19 protein-coding genes and 2 pseudogenes are annotated in these 21,783 nt (G+C 69.1%); 11 read left to right on the top strand and 10 right to left on the bottom strand.

Annotated elements, in window-relative coordinates; translation table 11 throughout:
- The first annotated feature begins 86 nt into the window (after nucleotides 1-86).
- From ACK1X7_RS11435 to ACK1X7_RS11415, 5 genes are all read left to right on the top strand, one after another.
- Nucleotides 87-1,382, top strand: a complete 1,296-nt coding sequence (locus ACK1X7_RS11435; RefSeq protein WP_385156176.1) for a D-tagatose-bisphosphate aldolase, class II, non-catalytic subunit — start codon at nucleotides 87-89, stop codon at nucleotides 1,380-1,382.
- The gene (locus tag ACK1X7_RS11430) at nucleotides 1,379-2,542 is read left to right on the top strand and encodes an SIS domain-containing protein (protein ID WP_413115051.1); all 1,164 of its coding nucleotides are present in this window, start codon (nucleotides 1,379-1,381) and stop codon (nucleotides 2,540-2,542) included. The genes ACK1X7_RS11435 and ACK1X7_RS11430 overlap by 4 nt, the downstream gene beginning before the upstream one ends.
- 49 nt (nucleotides 2,543-2,591) lie before the next feature.
- Complete coding sequence (locus tag ACK1X7_RS11425; protein WP_390795527.1) at nucleotides 2,592-3,584, top strand: BadF/BadG/BcrA/BcrD ATPase family protein; 993 nt, start codon at nucleotides 2,592-2,594, stop codon at nucleotides 3,582-3,584.
- Complete coding sequence (locus ACK1X7_RS11420; protein ID WP_385156166.1) at nucleotides 3,581-4,531, top strand: DMT family transporter; 951 nt, start codon at nucleotides 3,581-3,583, stop codon at nucleotides 4,529-4,531. The genes ACK1X7_RS11425 and ACK1X7_RS11420 overlap by 4 nt, the downstream gene beginning before the upstream one ends.
- 95 nt (nucleotides 4,532-4,626) lie before the next feature.
- On the top strand, nucleotides 4,627-5,478 hold the full coding sequence (locus ACK1X7_RS11415) for a class II fructose-bisphosphate aldolase (RefSeq protein ID WP_413115050.1): 852 nt from the start codon (nucleotides 4,627-4,629) through the stop codon (nucleotides 5,476-5,478).
- A gap of 116 nt (nucleotides 5,479-5,594) precedes the next feature.
- On the opposite strand, the pseudogene ACK1X7_RS11410 reads toward ACK1X7_RS11415, so the two are convergent.
- The 9 genes and pseudogenes from ACK1X7_RS11410 to ACK1X7_RS11370 form a co-directional block, all read right to left on the bottom strand.
- Nucleotides 5,595-6,477 (bottom strand): annotated as a pseudogene (locus tag ACK1X7_RS11410) (IS982 family transposase).
- 284 nt (nucleotides 6,478-6,761) lie between these two features.
- Nucleotides 6,762-6,953: a hypothetical protein gene (locus tag ACK1X7_RS11405; RefSeq protein ID WP_390795528.1), complete on the bottom strand. Its 192-nt coding sequence runs from the start codon at nucleotides 6,951-6,953 to the stop codon at nucleotides 6,762-6,764.
- Nucleotides 6,954-6,999: 46 nt separating this feature from the next.
- On the bottom strand, nucleotides 7,000-8,055 hold the full coding sequence (locus tag ACK1X7_RS11400) for an integrase core domain-containing protein (protein WP_413116870.1): 1,056 nt from the start codon (nucleotides 8,053-8,055) through the stop codon (nucleotides 7,000-7,002).
- 5 nt (nucleotides 8,056-8,060) lie between these two features.
- Nucleotides 8,061-8,594, bottom strand: a complete 534-nt coding sequence (locus tag ACK1X7_RS11395) for a transposase (RefSeq protein WP_385150069.1) — start codon at nucleotides 8,592-8,594, stop codon at nucleotides 8,061-8,063.
- Nucleotides 8,595-8,980: 386 nt separating this feature from the next.
- Complete coding sequence (gene npdG / locus ACK1X7_RS11390; RefSeq protein WP_413115049.1) at nucleotides 8,981-9,709, bottom strand: NADPH-dependent F420 reductase; 729 nt, start codon at nucleotides 9,707-9,709, stop codon at nucleotides 8,981-8,983.
- 44 nt (nucleotides 9,710-9,753) lie between these two features.
- A complete protein-coding gene (locus ACK1X7_RS11385) occupies nucleotides 9,754-11,163 on the bottom strand; it encodes an NAD-dependent succinate-semialdehyde dehydrogenase (protein ID WP_390795530.1) in 1,410 nt (469 codons plus the stop codon).
- Nucleotides 11,164-11,256: 93 nt separating this feature from the next.
- Nucleotides 11,257-12,000 (bottom strand): transglutaminase-like domain-containing protein, encoded by a 744-nt coding sequence (locus ACK1X7_RS11380; protein ID WP_413115048.1) that lies wholly within the window; start codon nucleotides 11,998-12,000, stop codon nucleotides 11,257-11,259.
- 47 nt (nucleotides 12,001-12,047) lie between these two features.
- Entirely contained in the window at nucleotides 12,048-13,109 is a 1,062-nt protein-coding gene (locus ACK1X7_RS11375) for a TIGR03619 family F420-dependent LLM class oxidoreductase (protein ID WP_385150061.1), read from the bottom strand.
- The gene (locus tag ACK1X7_RS11370) at nucleotides 13,106-13,936 is read right to left on the bottom strand and encodes a GntR family transcriptional regulator (RefSeq protein ID WP_398161260.1); all 831 of its coding nucleotides are present in this window, start codon (nucleotides 13,934-13,936) and stop codon (nucleotides 13,106-13,108) included. Before ACK1X7_RS11370 ends, ACK1X7_RS11375 begins: the two co-directional genes overlap by 4 nt.
- A 160-nt stretch (nucleotides 13,937-14,096) precedes the next feature.
- On the opposite strand from ACK1X7_RS11370, the gene ACK1X7_RS11365 reads away from it, so the two are divergent.
- The 5 genes from ACK1X7_RS11365 (at nucleotide 14,097) to ACK1X7_RS11345 (ending at nucleotide 19,635) form a co-directional block, all read left to right on the top strand.
- Complete coding sequence (locus ACK1X7_RS11365; protein ID WP_385150057.1) at nucleotides 14,097-14,408, top strand: putative quinol monooxygenase; 312 nt, start codon at nucleotides 14,097-14,099, stop codon at nucleotides 14,406-14,408.
- 68 nt (nucleotides 14,409-14,476) lie between these two features.
- Nucleotides 14,477-15,790 carry an MFS transporter gene (locus tag ACK1X7_RS11360; protein WP_390795532.1) on the top strand — a complete coding sequence of 438 codons (1,314 nt, stop codon included), beginning with the start codon at nucleotides 14,477-14,479 and terminating at the stop codon, nucleotides 15,788-15,790.
- A gap of 288 nt (nucleotides 15,791-16,078) precedes the next feature.
- A complete protein-coding gene (locus ACK1X7_RS11355; protein ID WP_413115047.1) occupies nucleotides 16,079-18,643 on the top strand; it encodes a bifunctional FO biosynthesis protein CofGH in 2,565 nt (854 codons plus the stop codon).
- Nucleotides 18,644-18,645: 2 nt separating this feature from the next.
- Nucleotides 18,646-19,299, top strand: coding sequence for a 2-phospho-L-lactate guanylyltransferase (cofC, locus tag ACK1X7_RS11350; RefSeq protein WP_413115046.1), 654 nt, complete (start codon nucleotides 18,646-18,648; stop codon nucleotides 19,297-19,299).
- A gap of 81 nt (nucleotides 19,300-19,380) precedes the next feature.
- Nucleotides 19,381-19,635, top strand: a complete 255-nt coding sequence (locus tag ACK1X7_RS11345; protein WP_162952959.1) for a hypothetical protein — start codon at nucleotides 19,381-19,383, stop codon at nucleotides 19,633-19,635.
- Nucleotides 19,636-19,733: 98 nt separating this feature from the next.
- On the opposite strand, the pseudogene ACK1X7_RS11340 reads toward ACK1X7_RS11345, so the two are convergent.
- Nucleotides 19,734-20,499 (bottom strand): annotated as a pseudogene (locus ACK1X7_RS11340) (hypothetical protein).
- 17 nt (nucleotides 20,500-20,516) lie between these two features.
- Here ACK1X7_RS11340 and ACK1X7_RS11335 point away from each other — a divergent pair.
- Nucleotides 20,517-21,563, top strand: coding sequence for a reverse transcriptase domain-containing protein (locus ACK1X7_RS11335; protein WP_413115045.1), 1,047 nt, complete (start codon nucleotides 20,517-20,519; stop codon nucleotides 21,561-21,563).
- Nucleotides 21,564-21,783 lie beyond the last annotated feature (220 nt).

Below are 21,783 nucleotides of genomic sequence, written 5' to 3'. Positions count from 1 at the left end.
CATCAATGAGACCAGTACCGTCCCCTCTGGGCTCCGGGCCAACGTGGCGGAAGGGCTCAAAATGCACGTTGAGTAAGGGGTTGGCAATGCAGAGCCCATTGAGCGAGGTGGTCCGGCGCCAGAAGGCCGGACAGCCGCAGGGCATCACCTCGGTGTGTTCGGCTCATCCGCTGGTCATCGAGGCAGCCGTGGTGCAAGCACGGGAGAGCGGCGGTCATGTACTGGTGGAGGCGACCTCGAACCAGGTTGACCAGTACGGCGGTTACACGGGCATGCGGCCCGCGGACTTCCGCGACCTCGTGTACCGCATCGCCGCCGAAAGTGGTCTGCCACTGGAGCGCGTGATTCTCGGCGGCGACCACCTCGGACCGAACCGGTGGCAGTCCCTGACGCCCGACGAGGCGATGGAGCGGGCCGACGCCCTGGTCGCCGCCTACGTGGCGGCGGACTTCACCAAAATCCACCTGGACTGCAGCTTCGCCTGCGCCGGTGACCCCGTACCGCTGACCGACGACGTGGTCGCCGAACGCGCCGCGCGGCTGATCCGCGTGGCCGAGGAGACGGCCGGCCCCGAGCGGGCCGAGCGGATCCGGTACGTGATCGGTACCGAGGTGCCCACGCCCGGCGGCGCGCACGAGACGCTCGGCGCTCTCGTCCCGACCACGCCCGAGGCGGCGCGCACTACTCTGGAGCAGCACCGCAAGGCGTTCGCCCGGCACGGCATCGACGAGGTCTGGCCGCGTGTCATGGCCCTCGTCGTCCAGCCGGCCGTCGAGTTCGACCACCTTCAGGTCGTCGACTATCGGCGGGAGCTGACCGAGGAGCTGCGCAAGGTCCTCGACGACGAGCCCACCATGGTCTACGAGGCCCACTCGACCGACTACCAGACCGCCGAGGCGCTCACCGCGCTGGTCGAGGACCACTGGGCGGTCCTCAAGGTGGGCCCCGGGCTGACCTTCGCCCTGCGCGAGGCGCTGTTCGCCCTCGCCGCGATCGAGGACGAACTGGTGCCGGCCGCCGAGCGGTCACGGCTTGCCGAGGTCGTCGAGCGGCGGATGCTCGCGGAGCCGGCCACATGGGAGGGCTACTACCCGGGCGGCGCCGCCGAGCAGCGCCTCGCACGCCGCTACAGCTACAGCGACCGGATGCGTTACTACTGGCCCGACCCTGAGATCGAAAAGGCCCAGGCCCGGCTGATGGACAACCTTTCGGCCGTGGACATTCCCCTGCCGCTGCTCAGCGCACATCTTCCGCTCCAGTACGCCCGTGTCCGCCACGGCGAGCTCGCCGCCCGGCCGCGCGACCTGGCCGTGGACCACGTCCGCGATGTTCTGCGCGACTACGACCGCGCTTCCCGCCCGAACCAGAAGGAGTACGTGTGACCACACCCTCCGGCACGCTGTCCTTGGGCGACGGCGCTGCCCACACCGTCCGCGAGATCGCCCAGCAGCCCGCGCTGTGGCGCGAGGTCGACCGGATCGTCTCGGCCTCCCGGGACTCGCTGGACCCCTTCCTACGTCCGCTCGTCGCCCGCGGCGACCTGCGCGTGGTGCTCACCGGCGCCGGCACCTCCGCCTTCGCCGGCCAGGTGCTCCAGCCCGCCCTGGCCCGGCGTCTGGGACGGCGCGTCGACGCGGTTGCCACCACGGACCTCGTCGCCGACCCCCGCGGCTGTCTCGCCGAGGACGTGCCCACGCTGCTGGTCTCCTTCGCACGGTCGGGCGACAGCCCCGAGTCCGTGGCCGCCACCGCGCTGGCCGACCAGGTTCTCTCCGAGGTGCACCACCTCGTGATCACTTGCAACGAGCAGGGCCGCCTGGCGCGCGAACACGCGGAGCTGCCGAAGTCCCACGTGCTGTTGATGCCGCCCGGGTCCAACGACCGCGGCTTCGCCATGACGTCGAGCTTCACGTGCATGACACTCGCGGCACTGCTCGCCCTGGGCGGCAGCGCCTACGACGGCGTCGCCGAACGCCTGGCCCGGGCAGCCGAGTCGATCACCGACAGCAGTGCTGTCGACCGCACCGTCGGCGCCCTCCTGGAGAGCGCGCCCGAGCGGATCGTCTTCCTCGGCAGCGGCCCGCTGAAGGGCCTCGCCGAGGAGTCGGCGCTGAAGGTGCTCGAGCTCACCGGTGGGACGCTCATGGCCGTCGCGGAATCCTCGCTGGGATTCCGGCACGGTCCCAAGGCGGTGCTCAACGACCGTTCGGTCGCGGTGGTGTACATGTCGAACGACCCGTACACCCGCAAGTACGACCAGGACATCTATGCGGAGCTGCGCGGAAATCTGCCCGTCGGCAGCGTCGTCACGGTCTCCGCGGACTCCGGCGCGGGAACGGAGGGCACAGGCACCGACGCCTGGCCGCTTCCGGGCCTCGATGGCGTCGAGGATGTCGCCCTGGCGCTGCCCGCCGTGGTGTACGCCCAGCTCATCGCCCTGCGTGCCTCTCTGGCCCGGTGCCTGCGGCCCGACAACCCGTTCCCCTCGGGTGAGGTCAACCGCGTGGTGCAGGGCGTGACCTTGCACTCCTTGCACAACTGATCAAAGGCATCGACGGCGCGGTTCGAGGGCGCCGGACGGAGGTACAACGATGTTCCTAGGTGTCGACGGTGGCGGGACGAAAACCGCATTCTGCATGGTCGACCGGTCCGGACAAGTCGTGGCGCGAGCGCAGGCGGCAAGTTCGTACTACTTCTCCCACGGCATCGAGCTTGTCGAGCGTGTGCTGAAGGAAGGCGTCGAAGCTGTCTGCGCGGCGGCCGGGCTGACCCCTGCCGACATCGAGTACGCCTTTTTCGGGCTGCCCGGTTACGGGGAGGCGGCCCGCGATCTGCCCGTCCTGAACGCGACCCCGCGAGCGGTGCTCGGGCACGACCGCTACGCCTGCGACAACGACATGGTCTGCGGCTGGGCCGGTTCACTGGGCGCGGTCGACGGCATCAACGTCATCAGCGGCACCGGTTCGATGACCTACGGCGAGCGGCTGGGCCGGGGCGTGCGCGTCGGTGGCTGGAGCGAGATGTTCGGCGACGAGGGATCGGCGCACTGGATCGCGGTCCGGGGCCTCAACGCCTTCTCACGGATGGGCGACGGACGGCTCCCCGAGGGCCCCCTGGCCGAGGTGTTCCGGCGCCACCTGGATCTCGCGTCCGACCTCGACGTGATCGACGTCGTCCACAACCAGTGGCAGGGCGACCGGAGCCGGATCGCCGCGCTCAGCCGCTCGGTGGCCGAGGCGGCCGCTCTGGGCGACGAGGCCGCCACGGAGATCCTCACCGACGCCGGCCGGGAACTCGCCCTGCTCGTCGAAGTCACCCGCGAGCGGCTGGAGTTCGGCCCGGACGAGACCGTACCGGTCTCCTACTCCGGCGGCACCTTCGGCGCCCACACGGTTCTGGAGGCGTTCGCCTCCGGACTGAAGAATCGTTTTACCAACTATGAGCTGCGACACCCTCTCTACGAGCCTGTCGTAGGCGCCGCCCTGTACGCGGCAAAACTCGCCGGAACCCTGCTCGACCAGCCCGCGCTCGACGCGCTGCGCATGGCCCCCGGGACCCCTGCCTCAGGAGAGGACGACCGATGAACAGAGGCACAAAGAGCTGGATCGTGTACGCGTCGCTGCTGGTCCTGTTCTGGGGTGTGTGGGGCGCCTTCTCCAGCGAGCCGAACAGCAGGTACGGCTACCCCAACGAGATGATCTACATCATCTGGGCCTTCACGATGCTCATACCCGCGTACTTCGCGATGCGCGGCAACACGTTCGACCGCCGGCCGATCGCCGCCGTGTACGGACTGATCGCGGGACTGACCGGCGCAGGCGGCCAACTCCTGCTGTTCCACGCGCTCGCCAACGGCCCGGCGTACCTCATCTTCCCCCTGGTGTCGCTCTCCCCGGTGGTCACCGTCCTCATGGCGATGGCGCTGCTGCGGGAGCGGATCAACCGGCTCGCCCTAGTGGGTGTCGTCGCGGCACTGGCGGCGATCGTGCTGCTCAGCATTCCCAGCGGCAAGGACGACTCGAACTCGCACGGCCCGTGGCTGCTGATGGCCATCCTGATCTGTGTCGCCTGGGGCGTGCAGGCGTTCTGCATGCGCAAGGCCGCGGTGGTCGGGGTCAACGACGCGACGACCTTCGGCTGGATGACCATCAGCGGACTGCTGCTGGTTCCGGTGGCGTTCGTGATGATGGGCGAATTCCCGTCCGACGCCCCGTGGCAGGCGCCCGCGCTCACCGCGGTGACGCAGGTCCTCAACGCGGTCGGCGCGCTGTTCCTGGTCATGGCGTTCAGCCGGGGCAAGGCCACGGTCGTCGCCCCCATCACCAACGCACTGGCACCGGTGCTGACCATCGTGCTGTCCCTGGCCGTCTACCAAACGCTCCCCAACGTATGGGGCGCCCTCGGTATCGTGCTGGCCCTCGCAGGCTCGACCCTGATGGTCTACAGCGACGAGAAGAGCGGCGAGAACTCCGTGGCCCCGGGCGCGGCGGACGGCGGCGCGGACGTGAGTCCGGCCCCGCAGAAGTCCTGATCGCCCACATATCCGTACCGGCCGAACCACGTAGCAATACGGGCCGACACCGGCCCGTACTCACCGAACCGACATGAAAGCGAGGGGACACCTTTATGCCCCTGGTTCCCACGCGCGAACTCGTCTCGAAGGCCGCCGCCGCACGCCGGGCCGTCGCGGCGTTCAACGTGATCACGCTGGAGCACGCCGAGGCGATCACCGCCGGCGCAGCCGCCGCGGGCGCCCCGGGGGTGATCCTGCAGATCAGCGAGAACGCCGTACGGTTCCACGGCGGCCGGGTCGAGCCGATCGCGCGGGCCGCGGCCGAGGTCGGCAAGGCATGTGACGTCGACGTCGCACTGCACATGGACCACGTGACGGACATGCGGCTGCTGCGCACGGCGGCCGACGCGGGGTTCTCCTCCGCGATGTTCGACGCCGGGGCGCAGCCGTACGCCGAGAACCTCGCCGCCACCCGCGCCGCGGCCCAGTGGGCCCACGGCGCGGGCCTGTGGCTGGAGGCCGAACTCGGCTATGTGGGCGGCAAGCCCGACGCCCCCGCGAGCGCCCACGCGGCCGGGGTGCGCACCGACCCGCAGGAGGCGGCGCGCTATGTCGCGGACACCGGCGTGGACGCCCTGGCCGTCGCCGTCGGCAGCAGCCACGCGATGACCGAACGCTCCGCGACCCTGGACCACGCGCTCATCGAACGCCTGCGGGAGGCCGTGCCCGTACCTCTGGTGCTGCACGGTTCGTCGGGCGTCGGCGACGACGATCTGCGACAAGCCGTCCAGGCGGGCATCGTGAAGATCAACATCGGTACCGCTCTCAACGTCGCGTTCACCGGCGCGGTCCGCGAAGCGCTGGGGGCCCGGCCCGACCTGACCGACCCCCGCCCCTACGTCGCCCAGGGCCGGGAGACGATGGCGGAGACGGTCCGGGTCCTTCTCGGTGTGGTGAGTGGCTGAGCGGGCCCGAAGCTTTCCCGCACCTGATGTCGCCTGGTCGGTGACGGGTTCCGTGCGCCTGCACCCGGGCTGGCGGTGGTCGGCCTCGTCGCTCTAGATGAATGAGTCCGATGTTCTCAGTGGTCGTAGGCGATCAGGGATCGCTTGATCTTGGCGCCGGTGATCCAGTTGCCAGACGCTGGCTGCGAGGGCGAGGAGTCGTTGGCCAGTGCGGGCGAACACCCCAAGCAGGGTTCTGCCACCGTGTTGTTCCAGGCCGAGCTGACCCTTGAGCGTGTCGATGACGGCTTCGATCCACTGGCGGACGTGGGCGAGGCGGCCGTGCCGGACCGGCTCGTCCTTCCGATCCGGCCGTACCAGATGGACGCCCAGGCGCTCGGTCAGGAACGCCTCGAACTCCCGCCCGGCGAAGCCCTTGTCCGCAAGGATCACCTGACCGGCGCGGACGAGGTGGTGGTCGCGTTCCAGCAACGCGCACATCACCTCCCGCTCGCCGAGCTTGGGGTTGGCCAGGCACCAGGAGATCGGCATGCCCTCGGCGGTGGTCAGCAGGTAGAGCCGGAAGGCCCAGAAGGAGCGGGAGTGGCTGCGGCAGTAGCCGTATCCGGCGTGCCCGGCCAGGCCGGAGCGTTTGACCGTCTCGCGGGAGGCCGCACACGGCAGGGGGGGGGAGTCGATCAGCCGCAGGTCGTCGTGCCAGCTCGGCACCTGCCTGGCCAGTGCCTCGATCACGGTGCTGATCAGCGGTCCGGCGGCGTTGAGCCGCTTGTTGTAGGCGGACTGCTGGGGCAGGTAGCGAAACAAGTGCCCGAGCCGGGCGTGGGCGAAGCGAATCCAGTGCCGTGCGGAAGGGAAGCCCAGCAGGACCTGGGCAACCGCCAGGCACAGCAGTTCGGCGTCCGTCAGTTTTGGAGGTCGCCCGATCCGGCGACGGGGAGCCACATGGTCGTCGATGAACACGTACAGTGCCGCCAGAAGGGCGTCCAGGCAAGGAGTCACAACCAAGCCAACGGGCGCCCTTCGCCATAGTCGCGGCCAGCACAAACATCGGACTCATTCATCTAGGGCGCGTATCGAGTTGTGATCAATAGGCGGCCGGGGCGAGGTCTTTGATCTATGGCATCGAGCCGAGCCGGTGGCGTCCGCCGAGGAGCGGCACGTCGCCCATTCCGCCCGTGGTTCTTCGCTCCCCTCCATGGGGGAGCGCTGAGCCGGGGCCGAAGGTTCCCTCTTGTCGTGTGTGCGGTGCCCGTAGCGAGCGGTGTGGTGGTGAGCGCTGTGGTTCAGAGCCGGGCGAGCAGGGACAGCAGGGCGACGGTGTCCGACTCGTGGGAAGCGAAGGCGCCGTGGTCGCTGTGCCAGGTGACCGTGTGGGTGGCGCGCTGCGTGAAGCGGCGTTGCAGTTCCGGGTGGATGACCCGGTCGTCGGTGCAGCGGACGTAGGTGCTGGGCCGTGAGCGCCAGACCGCGGTCACGGCCGCCTGGTGGCCGTGTAGGTGCCAGGAACTGCGTCCGTGCTGGTCACGCGGCGTGCCGGTACTCGTGTAGGAGGCCGCCGAGGTGATCGCGTCGATGGATGTGGAGATGGGTGAGCTGGTCGGGTTCGGTGATCGGTTCGGGTAGCGGGTGGAGTGGTGCGGCGCTTGCGAGAGTGCGGTGGGGTCTGTGCTCGTTGTAGAACGTCTCGTATTCGCGTAGCGCGTGGAGGAGATGGGTCTGGTTCCAGATCAGGGTGCGGTCGAGGAGCTCGTTTCGGCATGAGCGCACCCAGCGTTCCATGATCGCGTTCATGCGCGGCATGCGGACGCCAGTCTGGACGACTTTGACGCCTTCGGCTTGCAGGACGGTGTCGAAGGATGCCGGGTAGCGTCCGTCTCGGTCCCGGATCAGGAACTTCGCATTGATGCCTGCGGCTTGGAGGTCCATGACCATGTTGCGGGCGAGCTGGGTGACCCAGACGGCGGTGGGGTTTGCCGTCGCGCCGAGGATCCGCACGCGGCGGGTGGCGTGCTCGATCACCGCGAGGACGTACAGCGTCGCTCCGTTCAGGGTCTTGGTTTCGAAGAAGTCTGCGGCGAGGATTGCCTGGGCCTGGGAGTGCAGGAAGGCGGTCCAGGTGGTGTGGTCGCGTTCGGGTGCTGGGTCTATGCCGTGCTCCTTGAGGATGTTCCACACGGTGGCGGCGGCCACCTTGATCCCGAGGGAGGCGAGTTCGCCATGGATTCGCCGATAGCCCCAGATGGGATTCTCCCGTGCGAGCCGTAGCACAAGAGCACGGACAGATCGTACGGTGCGGGGCCGTCCCGGCCGTTTGGGGCGGGAAGCCTTTGCGTGGCGGCGGCGCAGCAGCTCACGGTGCCACCGCAGCACCGTGTCAGGCGAGACGATCAGCGGTAGTTGACGAAGGCGTACCCGGGGGAGGCGATGTAGGAGGGCGGCCAGCAGTGCACGGTCTGGCCAGGTGAGCTTCCGTTTGTCGGTCTGCCGCTGTAGTACGGCCAGTTGGTGGCGTAACGCCAGGATCTCGGCGTCCTTGTCGCGGTCACTTATCGGCATGAGTCGTAACAGGGTGAACATGCTCGTCAAGGCCAGGTAGAGCGTCGCAGCAGCACTCCACCAATGCTGGTGTGGGGGAGGGCGAGTCGGCAACGGGCGCGGTGGTTCCACTTCTGCCATGGTTGAGCGGCGGGCCGCTGCAGCGCTCCGGCGTCGTGACCAGCACGGACGAGGTTTCTGGCACCTTCAACCTCGACATACGACGCCACGACCGCGTTGGCGGCATCCTCCACGAATACAGACATGCCGCGTGACCTGCACGGACGAGGTATTCGGCAAGCGCAGTCCCGGCCCAGCCGCTCGCGGACCTGGCCGCGCAGGCGGTCATGGAACTCCCTGACCAGGGCGTGGTCGCGCCAGCGGCGGAAGAATGCGTATACCCGGTCCCACGGCGGGAAGTCGGCGGGCATCGCCCGCCACTTGACGCCGTTGTCCACGAGATAGCGGATCGCGTCCAGCACCGCGCGGTGGCAGTATCCCTCCGGCCGGCCGCCCCGCCCGCGCATCCAGCCCGGCGTCGGCAGCAGCGGCCGGACCTCAGCCCACTCCACGTCCGTCATGTCCGACGGGTACCGGCGCTGCCGCTCGGGCCGGTCAGCCGCGTTGCCGTACACGTGCGCGAGACAATCGCACGTTGGAGCGGCCGAGTTGGACTGCCCGGCCGTCGACACGGAAGACTGCGGCACCGGGGCCTCCTGATGCTCTATGGATTCGACACCCACGAGCTGTTCAGGAGGCCCCTTCCTCATGCTCTGGCCACGGCAGGATCACCCGACCGAGACCCCGCGTTCGGACTGCCACCGCTCAAGATCGAAAAGACAACAGCTTCTCACACCCCTGGAGACACGACAGCGGTTCCGCAACGACCAAACACTCGCAGTGTAGAAGAAGAGTGTCCAGGATCATGGGGGAACTTCACCTGAAGAAGTGCGGGTCTGTGGCCGAGTTACGCGGAGCGGCCGAATCCTGGTCGGGCGAGAGATTCGGGGAGACCTGTGAGCCGAATGCCGGCGTGGGTCTTGTAGCGCCTGTTGATCCCGATCAGCAGCGCGGTGATCCGCTCGCAGACACCGCTCATGTCCAGCAGGCCGCAGTCGACGGTGCGCAGCCCGGGGATACGGTCGATGAGATCCGCGGCCAGGACCTTGTCGGCCGTGTGATCGCCGCAGAGCAGTACGTCCTCGTCCAGCCGGAGCTCGATGTCCTGCAAGGTGGCGGCGCTGACCGTCTGCAGAGCCGAGACCACGCCTGTGCCGTCCGGCAGCAGGGCCTGGGCCTGTTCGGCGGCAGAACCGGCCCAGGGGACGATGGGGCGCAGGCCGCGGGGGCCGACGGGCAGAAGGGGCGCGGTGGTGTCGATGACCAGTTGTCCGGGCTGGATGACTTTCGCAATGGCGCGCATCGTCTCGACGTGTGCGCTGAAGGGCACAGCGACGACCACCGCTGCCGCGCCTTCGATCATTGTGGTGTTGTCCCCGCCGACCGCTCCGGGGAGTTTGCCGGCGCAGTCCTGCGCCGCTTCTGCGCGCCGGGATCCGATGCGGACGTGGACGCCGCTGTGGGCCCACCGGGTGGCGAGCCCGAGTCCGAGGGCGCCGGTGCCGCCGACGATGGCGACGGTGTTCTCGTGGTGCGTTGTTGTGGCGGGGAGCGAGTCCGGCTGGGTGACTGTCATGGGTGATCGCCTTCGGTCGGCTGGTTCGGGAGCGAGAATGCTGGTCATTCGCTGAGGGGGTGGCTCGGTGCGTTGTGTGCGGGGCCGATCCACACGCTCTTGACGTTGGTGAACTGACGGAGTCCGAAGACACCCAGTTCGCGCCCGTAGCCGCTGCGCTTGATGCCGCCGAACGGCAGCCGCGGATCGGAGGCGACGGTCCCGTTGACGAACACCGCGCCGGCCTCGATGCCGGGAATCAGGCGATCGGCGCGCTCCAGGTCGGTTGTCCACAGCGCGGCGCCGAGACCGAATTCGGTGGCGTTGGCGATGTCGACGGCCTGGGCCGGGTCCTTCGCGGAGACGACGGCGGCTACCGGCCCGAACGTCTCCTCCGCTGCGACAGCCATCGTCGGGGTGACCTGGTCGAGGACGGCAGGTACATAGAAATACCCGGGGCCGTCGAGGACCGTGCCGCCGGTGACGACTCGGGCGCCTGCTGCGGTGCTGCGCTCGACCTGGTCGACGAGGTCGGAGCGAAGACCGGACCGGGCGAGCGGGCCGATGTGTACGTCTCGGCGGAACGGGTCGCCCACGGTCAGGGCAGCGACACCGGCGGTGAACGCGTCGGTGAATTCCTCGACGACCGTTTCCTCGACGATGAACCGCTTGGCGGAGATGCAGCTCTGCCCGGCGTTGTGCATGCGTGCGCTGACCGCCGCCGCGGCGGCGGCCGGGACGTCCGCGTCGGCGAGGACGATGAAGGGGTCCGAGCCGCCGAGTTCGAGGACCTGTGGCTTGAGGTGGTGCGCGGCCATGGCAGCGACGGCAGAGCCCACTTCGGTCGATCCGGTGAGGGTCACGGCGTGGATGCGGGGATCGGCGATGAGGTCCGGCACCGCGTCGGGGCCGACGAGCAGCGTGGTGAACAGACCGGGCGGGCAGCCGGCCCGGTCCCAGATGTCGGCGATGGCCAGGGCACAACGCGGCACGTTCGAGGCGTGTTTGAGCACGGCACCGTTGCCGGCCAGCAGCGCGGGTGGCGCGAAGCGGAACACCTGCCAGAGCGGATAGTTCCAGGGCATGACTGCCAGGACGAGGCCCAGCGGGTCGAAGGCGACGTGGCTGCGGGCGGCCCCGGTTGCCACGGGCTGGTGCATCAGTAGTTCCGGTCCCTGCGTCGCGTAGTACTCGCAGCACCAGGCGGACTTGTCGACCTCGGCTTCCGCTTCGGCGATGGGCTTGCCCATCTCCTCGGTGATGAGTGCGGCGAGTTGGTCGCGTTCGGCGCGCAGTAGCGCGGCGGCCCGCTTGAGGTGCTCGGCCCGTGCCGGTACGGGTATCGTCCGCCACCTCCTGGCGGCGAGGGATGCCCGCTCGACTGCCGCGTCGACAGCTGTCGGCGAGTGGGGGGTGAACTGGGCGATGACTTCCTCGGTGGCCGGGTTGACGGAGTTGATCTGGTGAACGGCCATGGTGGCCTCACTCCCTGGGGGTTGACGTGATGGTCCGCGAAGGGCGGGCATGTGCGCCGGTCGGTGTCTCGGGGCGCTCCTCGCGTGGCCGGATCAGGCGACGGAGGTGCGGCCGACCAGCTCCGGATCGGGGCCGCTCCACAGCACGTCGTCGCCGGCGACCCGCTCGTGCGCGGCGGGCGAGGCAAGCGCTTCGAGGACTTCGCCGGCGACCTGCTCGTACCATCGCGCCACTTCGGCGGGATAGTCGGCGTAGCTGCCGTTCTCCCGCAGGACGGGCCCCTCGACGGTCGGGATGTCCGTGACGCCGTCGTAGGTGACGGTGTAGGGCTTGCCCAGACGGGTCGCTGTGGGCGCGTCGATGGTTGCGTCCAGCTTGATCCACCGGCCGTTGAGGAAGGCTTCGCCGAGCGAGTGCCAGGGCAGTGGCCGTCCGACCGGCCCTCCCCACAGGGTGCGGACCTCCGGTGAGAGGAATTCCATCTTCGGGGCGTCGAGCGCCTGGAACGCGATGCGGGCAGGGATGCGGGCGGCCCTGGACAGGGCGACGAACGAACTCGCCTTGCCCATGCAGAAGGCGACGCCGTGGGCGAGGACGTCGCTGGCCGCCGATTCGCCCTCGGCGAGATAGCGGAACGAGGCGAGGATGTCGTAGGGCAGGTCGCGGACGTAGTGGTAGATGCGGCCCAGTCGTTCGCTGTCGGTGGTGGCACCGTCCGTCAGCTCTCGTGCGGTGGATACCACGAGCGGGTGGTCGGAATCGATGTAGGCGGTCGGCCTCAGGTACGTCTCGTCGATGGTGGTGAGCTCGTTGTGCGCGGTCGTCTCGGAGGTCACGGAGTAGCCCTTCGTTGAGTCGTTGGCGTCGTGGTCGCGCGGCTGGGTCAGGTGAGTTGCGTGTGCCGTGCGGGCTTGATGTGGGGCAGGATCTGCTCCCCGACGACGTCGAGATAGGTCGAGTCCGCGACGTCGGGGATGGTGAACAGGAAGTGGTCGATGCCGGCGTCCTGGTAGGCGCGGATGCGCTCGACACAGGCTTCCGGCGTCCCGGTGATCAGTCCGGTGTCGGGAATCGACTGGAAGCGGGTACGCAGCTCGTCCTGCTGTGCCGAGGAGTCGGTCGGTGCGAGCAGGGTGGTGATCGACAGGCGCAGGGTCGCCGGGTCGCGGCCGATCGCCTCGCACTCACGGTCCAGGAACGCGCGGCGCTCCGCGCACTTCTCGGCGGGCCACCATCGGACGTTGACGCCGTTGGCGTGCCGGGCGGCGATGCGGTGGACCCGCAGCCCCTCGCCGCCCACCCACAGGGGCGGATGCGGCTGCTGGAGCGGGGGCGGATCGCAGACCGCCCCGTCGATGCTGTAGAAGTCGCCGTGGAAGGCCGGGTGCGGGTCGGTCCACACCTGGCGCATCACCTGGAGCGACTCGCCGAGCGCGGTGACCCGGTCCCCGGTCGGGGGGAACGGGATGCCGTATGCCTCGTACTCCTGCTGGAACCAGCCCGCTCCCATGCCCAGGTCCAGTCGGCCGCCGGAGATGACATCGAGGGTGGCGGCCATCTTGGCGAGCACGGCGGGGTAGCGGTAGGAGTTGCACAGCACACTGGTGCCCAGGCGCACGGTGGTGGTGTCGCGGGACAGGGCCGACAGCGCGGTCCAGCATTCGAGCAGCGGGACCGACGGCGAGCGGCTCTGCTGGGCGCCGCCGTCGCTCTCGGGTCCGGCGGTGATGCCCGCGTCCCGGACGTAGTCGTCGGGGCTGAGGGTCAGGAAGTGGTCGCACAGCCACACGGAGTCGAATCCGTAGGACTCGGCCGCCTGCGCGGCGCGGACCATGTCGGGATAGTTGCCCACGGCGAGGCCGCGGATGGTCAGGGCCAGGATCAGCCCGATGTGCGGCTCGGGCTCGTGGGCGGGACCCGCGCCGGAGGGATCGTCGTGGTTCATGGACGTCGCCTTTCTGTCATGTCGGTCATGCCGACCGGGGCACCGGAGACGGTGCGGGGAAGCGTTACGGTGAATCCGTAGCGTTCCGGGCGGTAGTGGAAGATCACGACTTCCAGTGGACGGTCGTCGTGGCCGAGGCTGACCCGCTCCAGGACGAGCACGGGTGCGGACTCGTCGATCTCCAGCGCCGCGGCGACGTCCGGAGAAGCTGCGGCCGCGTGGATCTGGTGCCGGGCCTGCGCGATCCGCACCCCCAGGCGCTGCTCCCACATCGTGTACGTGGTCTCGGTGGCGGGTTCGCCGGAGCGCAGCGGCCCGGCCGCCTCCAGCACCCGCGTCGGGAGGTGGATCGTGACGAGCGCGACCGGCTTCTCCCCGTCCCCGTACCGGCGCCGGATCGTCAGTACCTCGGACTCCCCGAGGACCTGCGCGACGTGAGGCGCAGCGGATTCGACCCCGAAGCCCAGGACGTCGATGTGCGGTGTGACGCCCTGATCGAGCAGGACCTCGGTGATGGTGCGCACGCCGGAGGACAGCTCCTGGTCCACCGGTTCGGAGACGAAGGTACCCAGTCCTTGCTTGCGTACCACCCAGCCCTGCGACTCCAGTGCACCCACGGCGGCACGGACCGTGATGCGGCTCAGACCGGTCTCAGCCATCAGCTCCCGTTCCGTGGGCAGCCGCGTTCCCGGCGGCAGCTGCTGCTTGAGGATCAGTGCCTTGATCTGCTCCGCCAGCTGCGTCGTCGCCGGTGTCCGGCCCCGTTCGATCCGGAATCCGGCGGCCGACAGGTCGAAGCGGGGCTCGTTGCCCATGTCAGATGTCATAAGTCGTATTGAACCCGGCGACAGGCCCGGACGCGTAACAACCCCTTCGGGTGTCGCGGCCGGCGAGGTCACCGAACTCTTGACGCATGTCATGAGACGTTTTATAACGTCTTACATCTGGTGGGCGCAAGTAGCCCCGCCGGGAATCAAAGGAGTCCCCGTGTCAGACCAGAACCACGTGACCGTGATCGCCCGCTTCACCCCGGCCTCAGACCGCGCTCCGCAACTGCGGGCCCTGCTCGAAGGAATGATCGCCCCGACCCGCTCCGAACCGGGATGCCGCTCCTACGACCTCTACACCACCGAGACGGAAGCCCCGGACTTCGTCCTCCTGGAGCGCTACCAGGACTCCGCAGCCCTGGAGACGCACCGCACGACGGCCCACTACAAGGCCTACCGCGCCCAGCTCTCCGACCTCCTCGCCAAACCGGTCGAGGTTTCCGTCCTCAGTCCGGTCAACGTCATCGGCTGACGACGGACACGTCGCGACGTCGCGCGACCGCTCACGCGACGTCGCGCGACCGCTCAAAGGAGAGCACCATGTCCGACCTGCGCACCATTGACAAGAGCAGCCGCCGTGCGCTGTTCGCCTCCTGGCTGGGATGGACCTTCGACGGGTTCGAGACCTACGCCCTCGTCCTCGTCGGCCCCACAGCCGTCATGGCGGTGGGCACCGAAGCACAACTGGCAGACCTTCCCACCTACGTCAGCGGCCTGCTTGCGGCCACCCTCGCCGGCTGGGCGCTCGGCGGGATCCTCGCCGGCTTCGCGGCCGACCGACTCGGCCGACGCCGCACCCTCATCCTCTCCATCCTCTGGTACGCCCTCTTCACCGGTCTGACCGCACTCGCACCCGACTACTGGTGGCTGCTCACCCTGCGCTTCATCACCGGCATGGGACTGGGAGCGGAGTGGGGCAGTGCCACCGCCCTGATCGGCGAACTCTGGCCGGACCGTTCCCGAGGACGAGCCGCCGCAGTACTTCAGTCGGGCTTCGGCGTCGGCGCGGTCATCGCCGCGCTGGCCTGGTACCTGCTGGAACCCGTGGGCGACAACGCCTGGCGCTACCTCTTCCTGATCGGCACACTCCCGGCACTCATCGTCCTCTACGTACGGCGGGCCGTCCGCGACCCGGAGATGTGGACCTCGGTCCGCGACCGGCGGCGCAAGGCCAAAACCGCCCAAGAAGCCGGCGACACCGTCACAGCCGCAGACAGGGAACTCCTGCGCTCCCCCTTCACCACCGTCTTCAGCCACGCCCACCTACGCCGTCGCGGGCTGCGGCTGCTCGTGCTGACCGTCGTGTCGGTCATCGGCCTGTACGCCGTGTCGGCCTGGATCCCCGCATACACCGCCCAACTCGCCAAGGACACCGGCGAGACGGGCACCCGATGGGGTGCCAACGCCGGCCTGGTGTTCAACGGCGCCTCCGTACCCGGCTACCTCCTGCTCGGTTACCTGGCCGACCGCTGGGGCCGAAAACCCACCATGCTCCTCTACTACGCCGTATCCGCGGCCGTCGTCCCGGTCTTCTTCTTCGCCGTCCACACCCCGCAGGCGGCACTGGCCGTGGCAGCCGTGGCCGGATTCTTCATCCTGGGCCAGTTCGCCTGGATGCCCATCTACATGCCCGAGCTGTTCCCCACCTCCGGTCGCGCCACAGCGATCTCCACGGTGTTCAACTCCGCACGCATCGCAGGCGCGCTGGTCACCCTCGGCACCGGAATGCTCATCAGCCTGCTCGGCGGGATCACCGCCGCTGCCACAGTCGTCGGAGTGGTGATGTACGTCATCGCCATCGCCACCGTCTGGTTCGTCGGGCCGGAGACCAAGGGACAACCCCTCCCGCGGTGAACCGCTTCCAGGTCCCCACCGGCCACGACCGCACAACGGCAGCCGGTGGGACCAACTGCGAACTCCACCTGGCCGGTCAAGCACCACCCCACCCTGGGCCAGGAGCACCGAGCCGCATCACGGCCCCTGGACCCGCCGAGCGCAAGGCCGAGAAGGACGACTCGTCCGCGTCGTCCGCCGGCCACAAGCCGGTCCGGGCACTGGTCTGATCCGCCCCACCACCAGGAAAACCCCCGCGAGGCGGAACCGCTCGCCCCGCGGACACGTACGAGATCTGGAGAACCGACCGTGGCCCCTACTGCGAACTCCCTGCGCCGGGCGCTGAAAAGAGCCAGGGACGGAGTGGCCCTCGACGTCGCCGAGGCGGCCGTGCTGCTCCAAGCGCGCGACGAGAACCTGGTCGACCTCGCCGCCTCCGCCGCCCGGGTGCGCGACGCGGGTCTCGAAGCGGCCGGCCGCCCCGGCGTGATCACGTACTCCAAGAGCGTCTTCATCCCTCTCACCCGCCTCTGCCGCGACACCTGCCACTACTGCACCTTCGTCACCATCCCCGGCAAGCTGCGCCGGGCCGACCACGGCATGTTCCTCTCCCCGGACGAGGTCCTGGACATCGCCCGCAAGGGCGCCACGCTGGGCTGCAAGGAAGCCCTCATCACCCTCGGCGACAAGCCGGAGGACCGCTGGCCCGAGGCCCGTGAATGGCTCGACGCGCACGGCTACGACGACACCCTCGCCTACGTACGGGCGATCTCCGTCCGCGTCCTGGAGGAGACCGGCCTGCTGCCGCACCTCAACCCCGGCGTGCTGACCTGGACCGACTTCCAGCGCCTGAAGCCGGTCGCGCCATCAATGGGCATGATGCTGGAGACGACGGCGACCCGGCTGTGGTCGGAGCCCGGCGGCCCGCACCACGGCTCCCCGGACAAGGAACCGGCGGTACGGCTGCGGGTCCTGGAGGACGCCGGCCGCTCCTCGGTGCCGTTCACCTCGGGCATCCTCATCGGCATCGGCGAGACGTACGAGGAGCGCGCCGAGTCGCTGTTCGCACTGCGCCGGGTCGCCCGCGCCTACCACGGCGTCCAGGAACTGATCATCCAGAACTTCCGGGCCAAGCCGGACACGGCGATGCGCGCCATGCCCGACGCGGAACTGGACGAGCTGGCCGCCACGGTGGCCGTCGCCCGGCACATCATGGGCCCCGCCGCCTGCCTCCAGGCGCCGCCCAACCTGGTGGACGACGAGTACGAGCGGTTGATCGGTGCCGGCATCGACGACTGGGGCGGCGTCTCCCCGCTCACCATCGACCACGTCAACCCCGAACGCCCCTGGCCGAAGATCGAGGAACTAGCCCGGCGTTCCCTCGCGGCCGGCTTCGAGTTGCGGGAACGTCTCTGCGTCTACCCGGAGTTCGTCCGGCGCGGCGAGCCCTGGCTGGACCCGCGCCTGCTCCCGCACGTCACCGCCCTCGCCGACCCGGAGACCGGACTCGTCCGCGAGGCCGCGGTGGTGGAGGGGCGGCCCTGGCAGGAGCCCGATGAGGCGTTCACCGCCTCCGGCCGCACCGACCTGCACCGCACCATCGACACTGAGGGCCGTACCGGCGACCGCCGCGACGACTTCGACGAGGTGTACGGCGACTGGGGCGCCCTGCGCGAGGCCGCCGCCCCCGGGATGGTCCCCCAGCGCATCGACACCGACGTCCGCCAGGCGCTGGCCACCGCCGCCGAAGACCCGACCCGGCTCACCGACACCGAGGCGCTGGCCCTGCTGCACGCCGACGGGCTCGCTCTGGACGCGCTGTGCCGGGTCGCCGACGACGTACGCAGCTCAGCGGTCGGCGACGACGTCACGTACATCGTCACCCGCAACATCAACTTCACCAACGTCTGCTACACCGGCTGCCGCTTCTGCGCCTTCGCCCAGCGCCGCACCGACGCCGATGCCTACACCCTCTCCCTGGACCAGGTCGCCGACCGCGCCCAGCAGGCCTGGGAGGTCGGCGCGGTCGAGGTGTGCATGCAGGGCGGCATCCACCCGGACCTACCGGGCACCGCGTACTTCGACATCGCCCGAGCGGTGAAGAGCCGGGTGCCCGGGATGCACGTGCACGCCTTCTCACCGATGGAGGTCGTCAACGGCGCCACCCGCACCGGCCTGTCGATCCGGGAGTGGCTGACCGCCGCGAAGGAGGCCGGCCTGGACTCCGTCCCCGGCACGGCCGCCGAGATCCTCGACGACGAGGTCCGCTGGGTCCTCACCAAGGGCAAACTGCCCGCCGCCACCTGGATCGAGGTCATCACCACCGCCCACGAAGTGGGCATCCGCTCCTCGTCCACGATGATGTACGGCCACGTCGACCAGCCCCGCCACTGGCTCGGCCACCTGCGCACCCTGGCCCGCATCCAGGAACGGACCGGCGGCTTCACCGAGTTCGTCACCCTCCCCTTCGTCCACACCAACGCGCCCGTCTACCTGGCCGGCATCTCCCGCCCCGGCCCCACCGTCCGCGACAACCGCGCGGTGACCGCCATGGCCCGGCTGCTGCTCCACCCTCACATCTCCAACATTCAGACGAGCTGGGTCAAACTGGGCGCAGAGGGCGCAGCCGATATGCTCCGGTCCGGCGCCAACGACCTGGGCGGCACCCTGATGGAGGAGACCATCTCCCGGATGGCGGGGTCCTCCTACGGCTCCTACAAGTCGGTCCGGGACCTGGTCTCGGTGGCGGAGGCGGCGGGGCGCCCGGCCAGGCCGCGGACCACGCTGTACGGGGAGGTCCCGGAGGAGCGCAGGCGGGCCGCCGAGGCCTCCGACGGGCACCTCCCGGAGCTACTCCCGGTCCTGGACGCGTGATGATGTCCGGCTCACCAGGCAGCCGCTGGACCGTGCTGTTGCCGGTCAAGCCGTTCGCCCTGGGCAAGAGCCGTCTCGGGTCGTGGGCGGGTGCCGCCAGGCGGGACATCGCCCGGGCCGTCTTCCTGGACACGATGGACGCCATTCTCCACACCCCGGAGGTGTGCAGACTGATCGTCGTGACCGCTGATCCGGAGGCCCACGCCCTCGCCGCCGGGGCCGGTGCCGAAGGGATCCACGAAGCCTCGGTCGGCGGTCTCAACGCCGCCGCTCGCCTGGGTGCCGCAGCCGCAGCCGGCCATGGTGCCGGTGTCCGTACCGACCCGGTGGCTGTAGTCGCGGCAGACCTCCCGGCGTTGAAGCCGCACGAACTGGCGAGTGTTCTGGCCGAGGCCAGCCGTCATCCTCGTGCCGTCCTCGCCGACCATAGGGGCCATGGGTCCACGATCTTGACCGCGCAGGCCCCGTCATTCCTTCTGCCCGGCTTCGAAGGCGCCTCACGCGCACGGCATGCGGCAAACGGCGCCTACGAGATCGCGCACTCCGGGGTCCCTGGCGCCCGACTGGACATCGACGTACCCGGAGACCTCGCCCTGGCCGCTGCCTTGGGTCTGGGGACGCACACCGCAGCGGTGCAGGCGAATCTCCCTCAGTGAGTCGCGCCGCGGCGAGCGGAGTGTGTTTCCCGTGTCGGAAGCCGGAAGAGGCTGAACGGCGGACAACGCAGCCTGGACGGCATGGAACCGGGCCCACCGCTGGGCGAGTTCACGGTCGAGTTCAGCGGTCTCGGCGAAGACGTCCAAGACGCGGTGGACAGCCTTGCACAGGTCATCCGCTTCAAGGAGCGTCAGCGCGCGGGACTTCAGCAGTATGCCGCCATCGTAGGCTTGAGCACGGCCCAGAAGCTTTCGGCTGCGGCGTTGTCAAAGCAGGAGCCGGTCCGGCCCGTGCTCTGGCGAAGCCCCAACCTGCCTGTCTCAGCGCGGAATTGAGCTGAGGTGTATTCGCTTCCGCGGTCGCTGTGCGTGATGCAGCCGGGTTCCAGGCTGCCGCGGCCGTGGTGCGGGTGCCGATACATCATCCGCGCAGTTCACGCCGCGTGTTGGTATTCGTGGAGGGTTCCGCCGAGTTGGTCTCGTCTGTGGACTGCCGGGTGGGCGAGTTGGGCTTGTTGGGTGATGGGCGTGGGTGGCGGGCGGCATGGGGCCGCCTGCTCCAGGGCCCTGTGCGGGCGGTGCTCGTTGTAGAAGGATTCGTACTCGCGCAGGGTGTGGAGAAGGTGGCTCTGGTTCCAGATCAAGGTCCGGTCCAGCAGCTCTCTGCGGCAGGGACGGCATCGAAGAGGTCGGGGAACTTCCCGTCCCGGTCCCGGATCATGAACCGTGCCCGGCAGCCGAGGTCTTCGAGGTCCATGGCGCGGTTCTTCGTCGCTTGCGCTACCCAGGTTGCGCTCGGATGCGCGGTGGCGCCCAGGAACCGGATCCGGTGACTGTTGTGCAGCACCAAGACGCGGATCGAGCGCACCGTGCGCGCGGCCGTCCCGGACGCTTGGGCCGGCAGGAGGCGGCATGGCGGCGCGCGACGAGGGTGCGGTGCCAACGCAGCACCGTGTCAGGGCGTACAAGCAGCCGTAATCTTCGCAGGACGTGCAGTGGCAGCCGGTGCAGCAGCGCCGCCAGGAACGCCCGATCGCTGGGCGTGAACCGGACCTTGCCCTTGCCGGGCTGACGTTCCAAAACGGTGACCTGGTGGCGCAGCGCGAGGATCTCTGCGCACTTGTCCCGGTCGGATATCGGCAGCAGGCGAAGCATCGCGAACGCGTTCATCACGCCGAGGTAAGCCAGTCGCAGCAGCACGGTCGATCATCTTGCTGGTGAGCGCCAGCCTCGTGAGAGCGCCCGTTCTGGCGACTTCGCCGGTCGACCTCCGGTACACCGCGCGCACTCCTCCCACCAGGGCGGATGACATTTTCGGTAAGCGCAGGGTCGCGGGCAACAAGGGAGCCCGGACCCCGGGCGTCGACGGCCTCACGGTCGCCAACGTCGAGGGGGAACTCGGCCTCCCGGACTACCTCGAGGACCTGCAACGCGTACTGAAGATGAGTGAATTCCGCCCGCTTTTGGTGCGCGAACGCAAGATCCCCAAACCCGGGGGAAACGGGAAGGTGCGCAAGCTCGGTATCCCGACCGTCTCCGACCGGGTGGTCCAGGCAGCCCTCAAGCTGGTGCTGGAGCCAATCTTCGAGGCCGACTTCCTGCCGGTCTCCTACGGCTTCGGGCCCATGCGTCGCGCATACGACGCGGTCGCCGAGATCCACCGCTACGGCACCAGAGGCTATCGCTGGGTGCTGGATGCGGATATCGAGGCGTGCTTCGACTCCATCGACCACACGGCCCTGATGGACCGGGTGCGCGCGAGAGTCAAGGACAAGCGCGTGTTGCGGCTGGTCAAGGCGTTTCAGGATCGCGCAGGGTCTGCGTCGCCCGCAATCTGCTCATGGACCTCGGAGACAGGGATGGGTGCTTCGGGTTCCTCATCCGTGACCGGGACAGCAAGTTCACCGCCGCATTCGACGCCGTCTTCGCCGGTAACGGCACAGCCGTCATCCCGACTCCGCCGCAAAGCCCACGGTCCAACGCGTTCGCCGAACGATGGATACGCACAGCCCGTACCGAGTGCACCGACTCCTGATCAACGGCGAACGACACCTGCGCACCGTCCTCACCACGTATGCCAAGCATTACAACGCGGGAGGGCCCACCGCAGCTTACGTGCCCCTGACGACGAACCGAACGTTATCCCCGCACCCGCTGCCACGGTCAGGCGCCACCAGGTACTTAGCGGTCTGCTCAACGAGTACGGCACCGTGTCACCCCGGCTGCCTCACCATCCACACGAAACGTCCAGCTCAGCAGCCTGATCGGAATATTGACACCCTTCAGGCATCCGGTTTGGGACCTATGTGCGGCCTACGCTGACCACGGTGCAGACCGTGCCGAGTCTGCTGGGCGAGGGCCGCCCGGCTGCTCCTGGAGGTCATCGATGGTAGCGAGGCGGTCGATGCGACCGTCCTGGCCGCCTCGCTCGTCGTGCGTACGTCGACGGGACCGGCCGGCCGAAGCTGAGAGCCTGCTGCCCGC

The sequence above is a fragment of the Streptomyces sp. CY-1 genome, from assembly GCF_047218265.1.
Taxonomy (GTDB): domain Bacteria; phylum Actinomycetota; class Actinomycetes; order Streptomycetales; family Streptomycetaceae; genus Streptomyces; species Streptomyces niphimycinicus.
The sequence above is the reverse complement of the archived record's forward strand: the minus strand, read 5'-3'. Positions and strand labels throughout refer to the sequence as shown.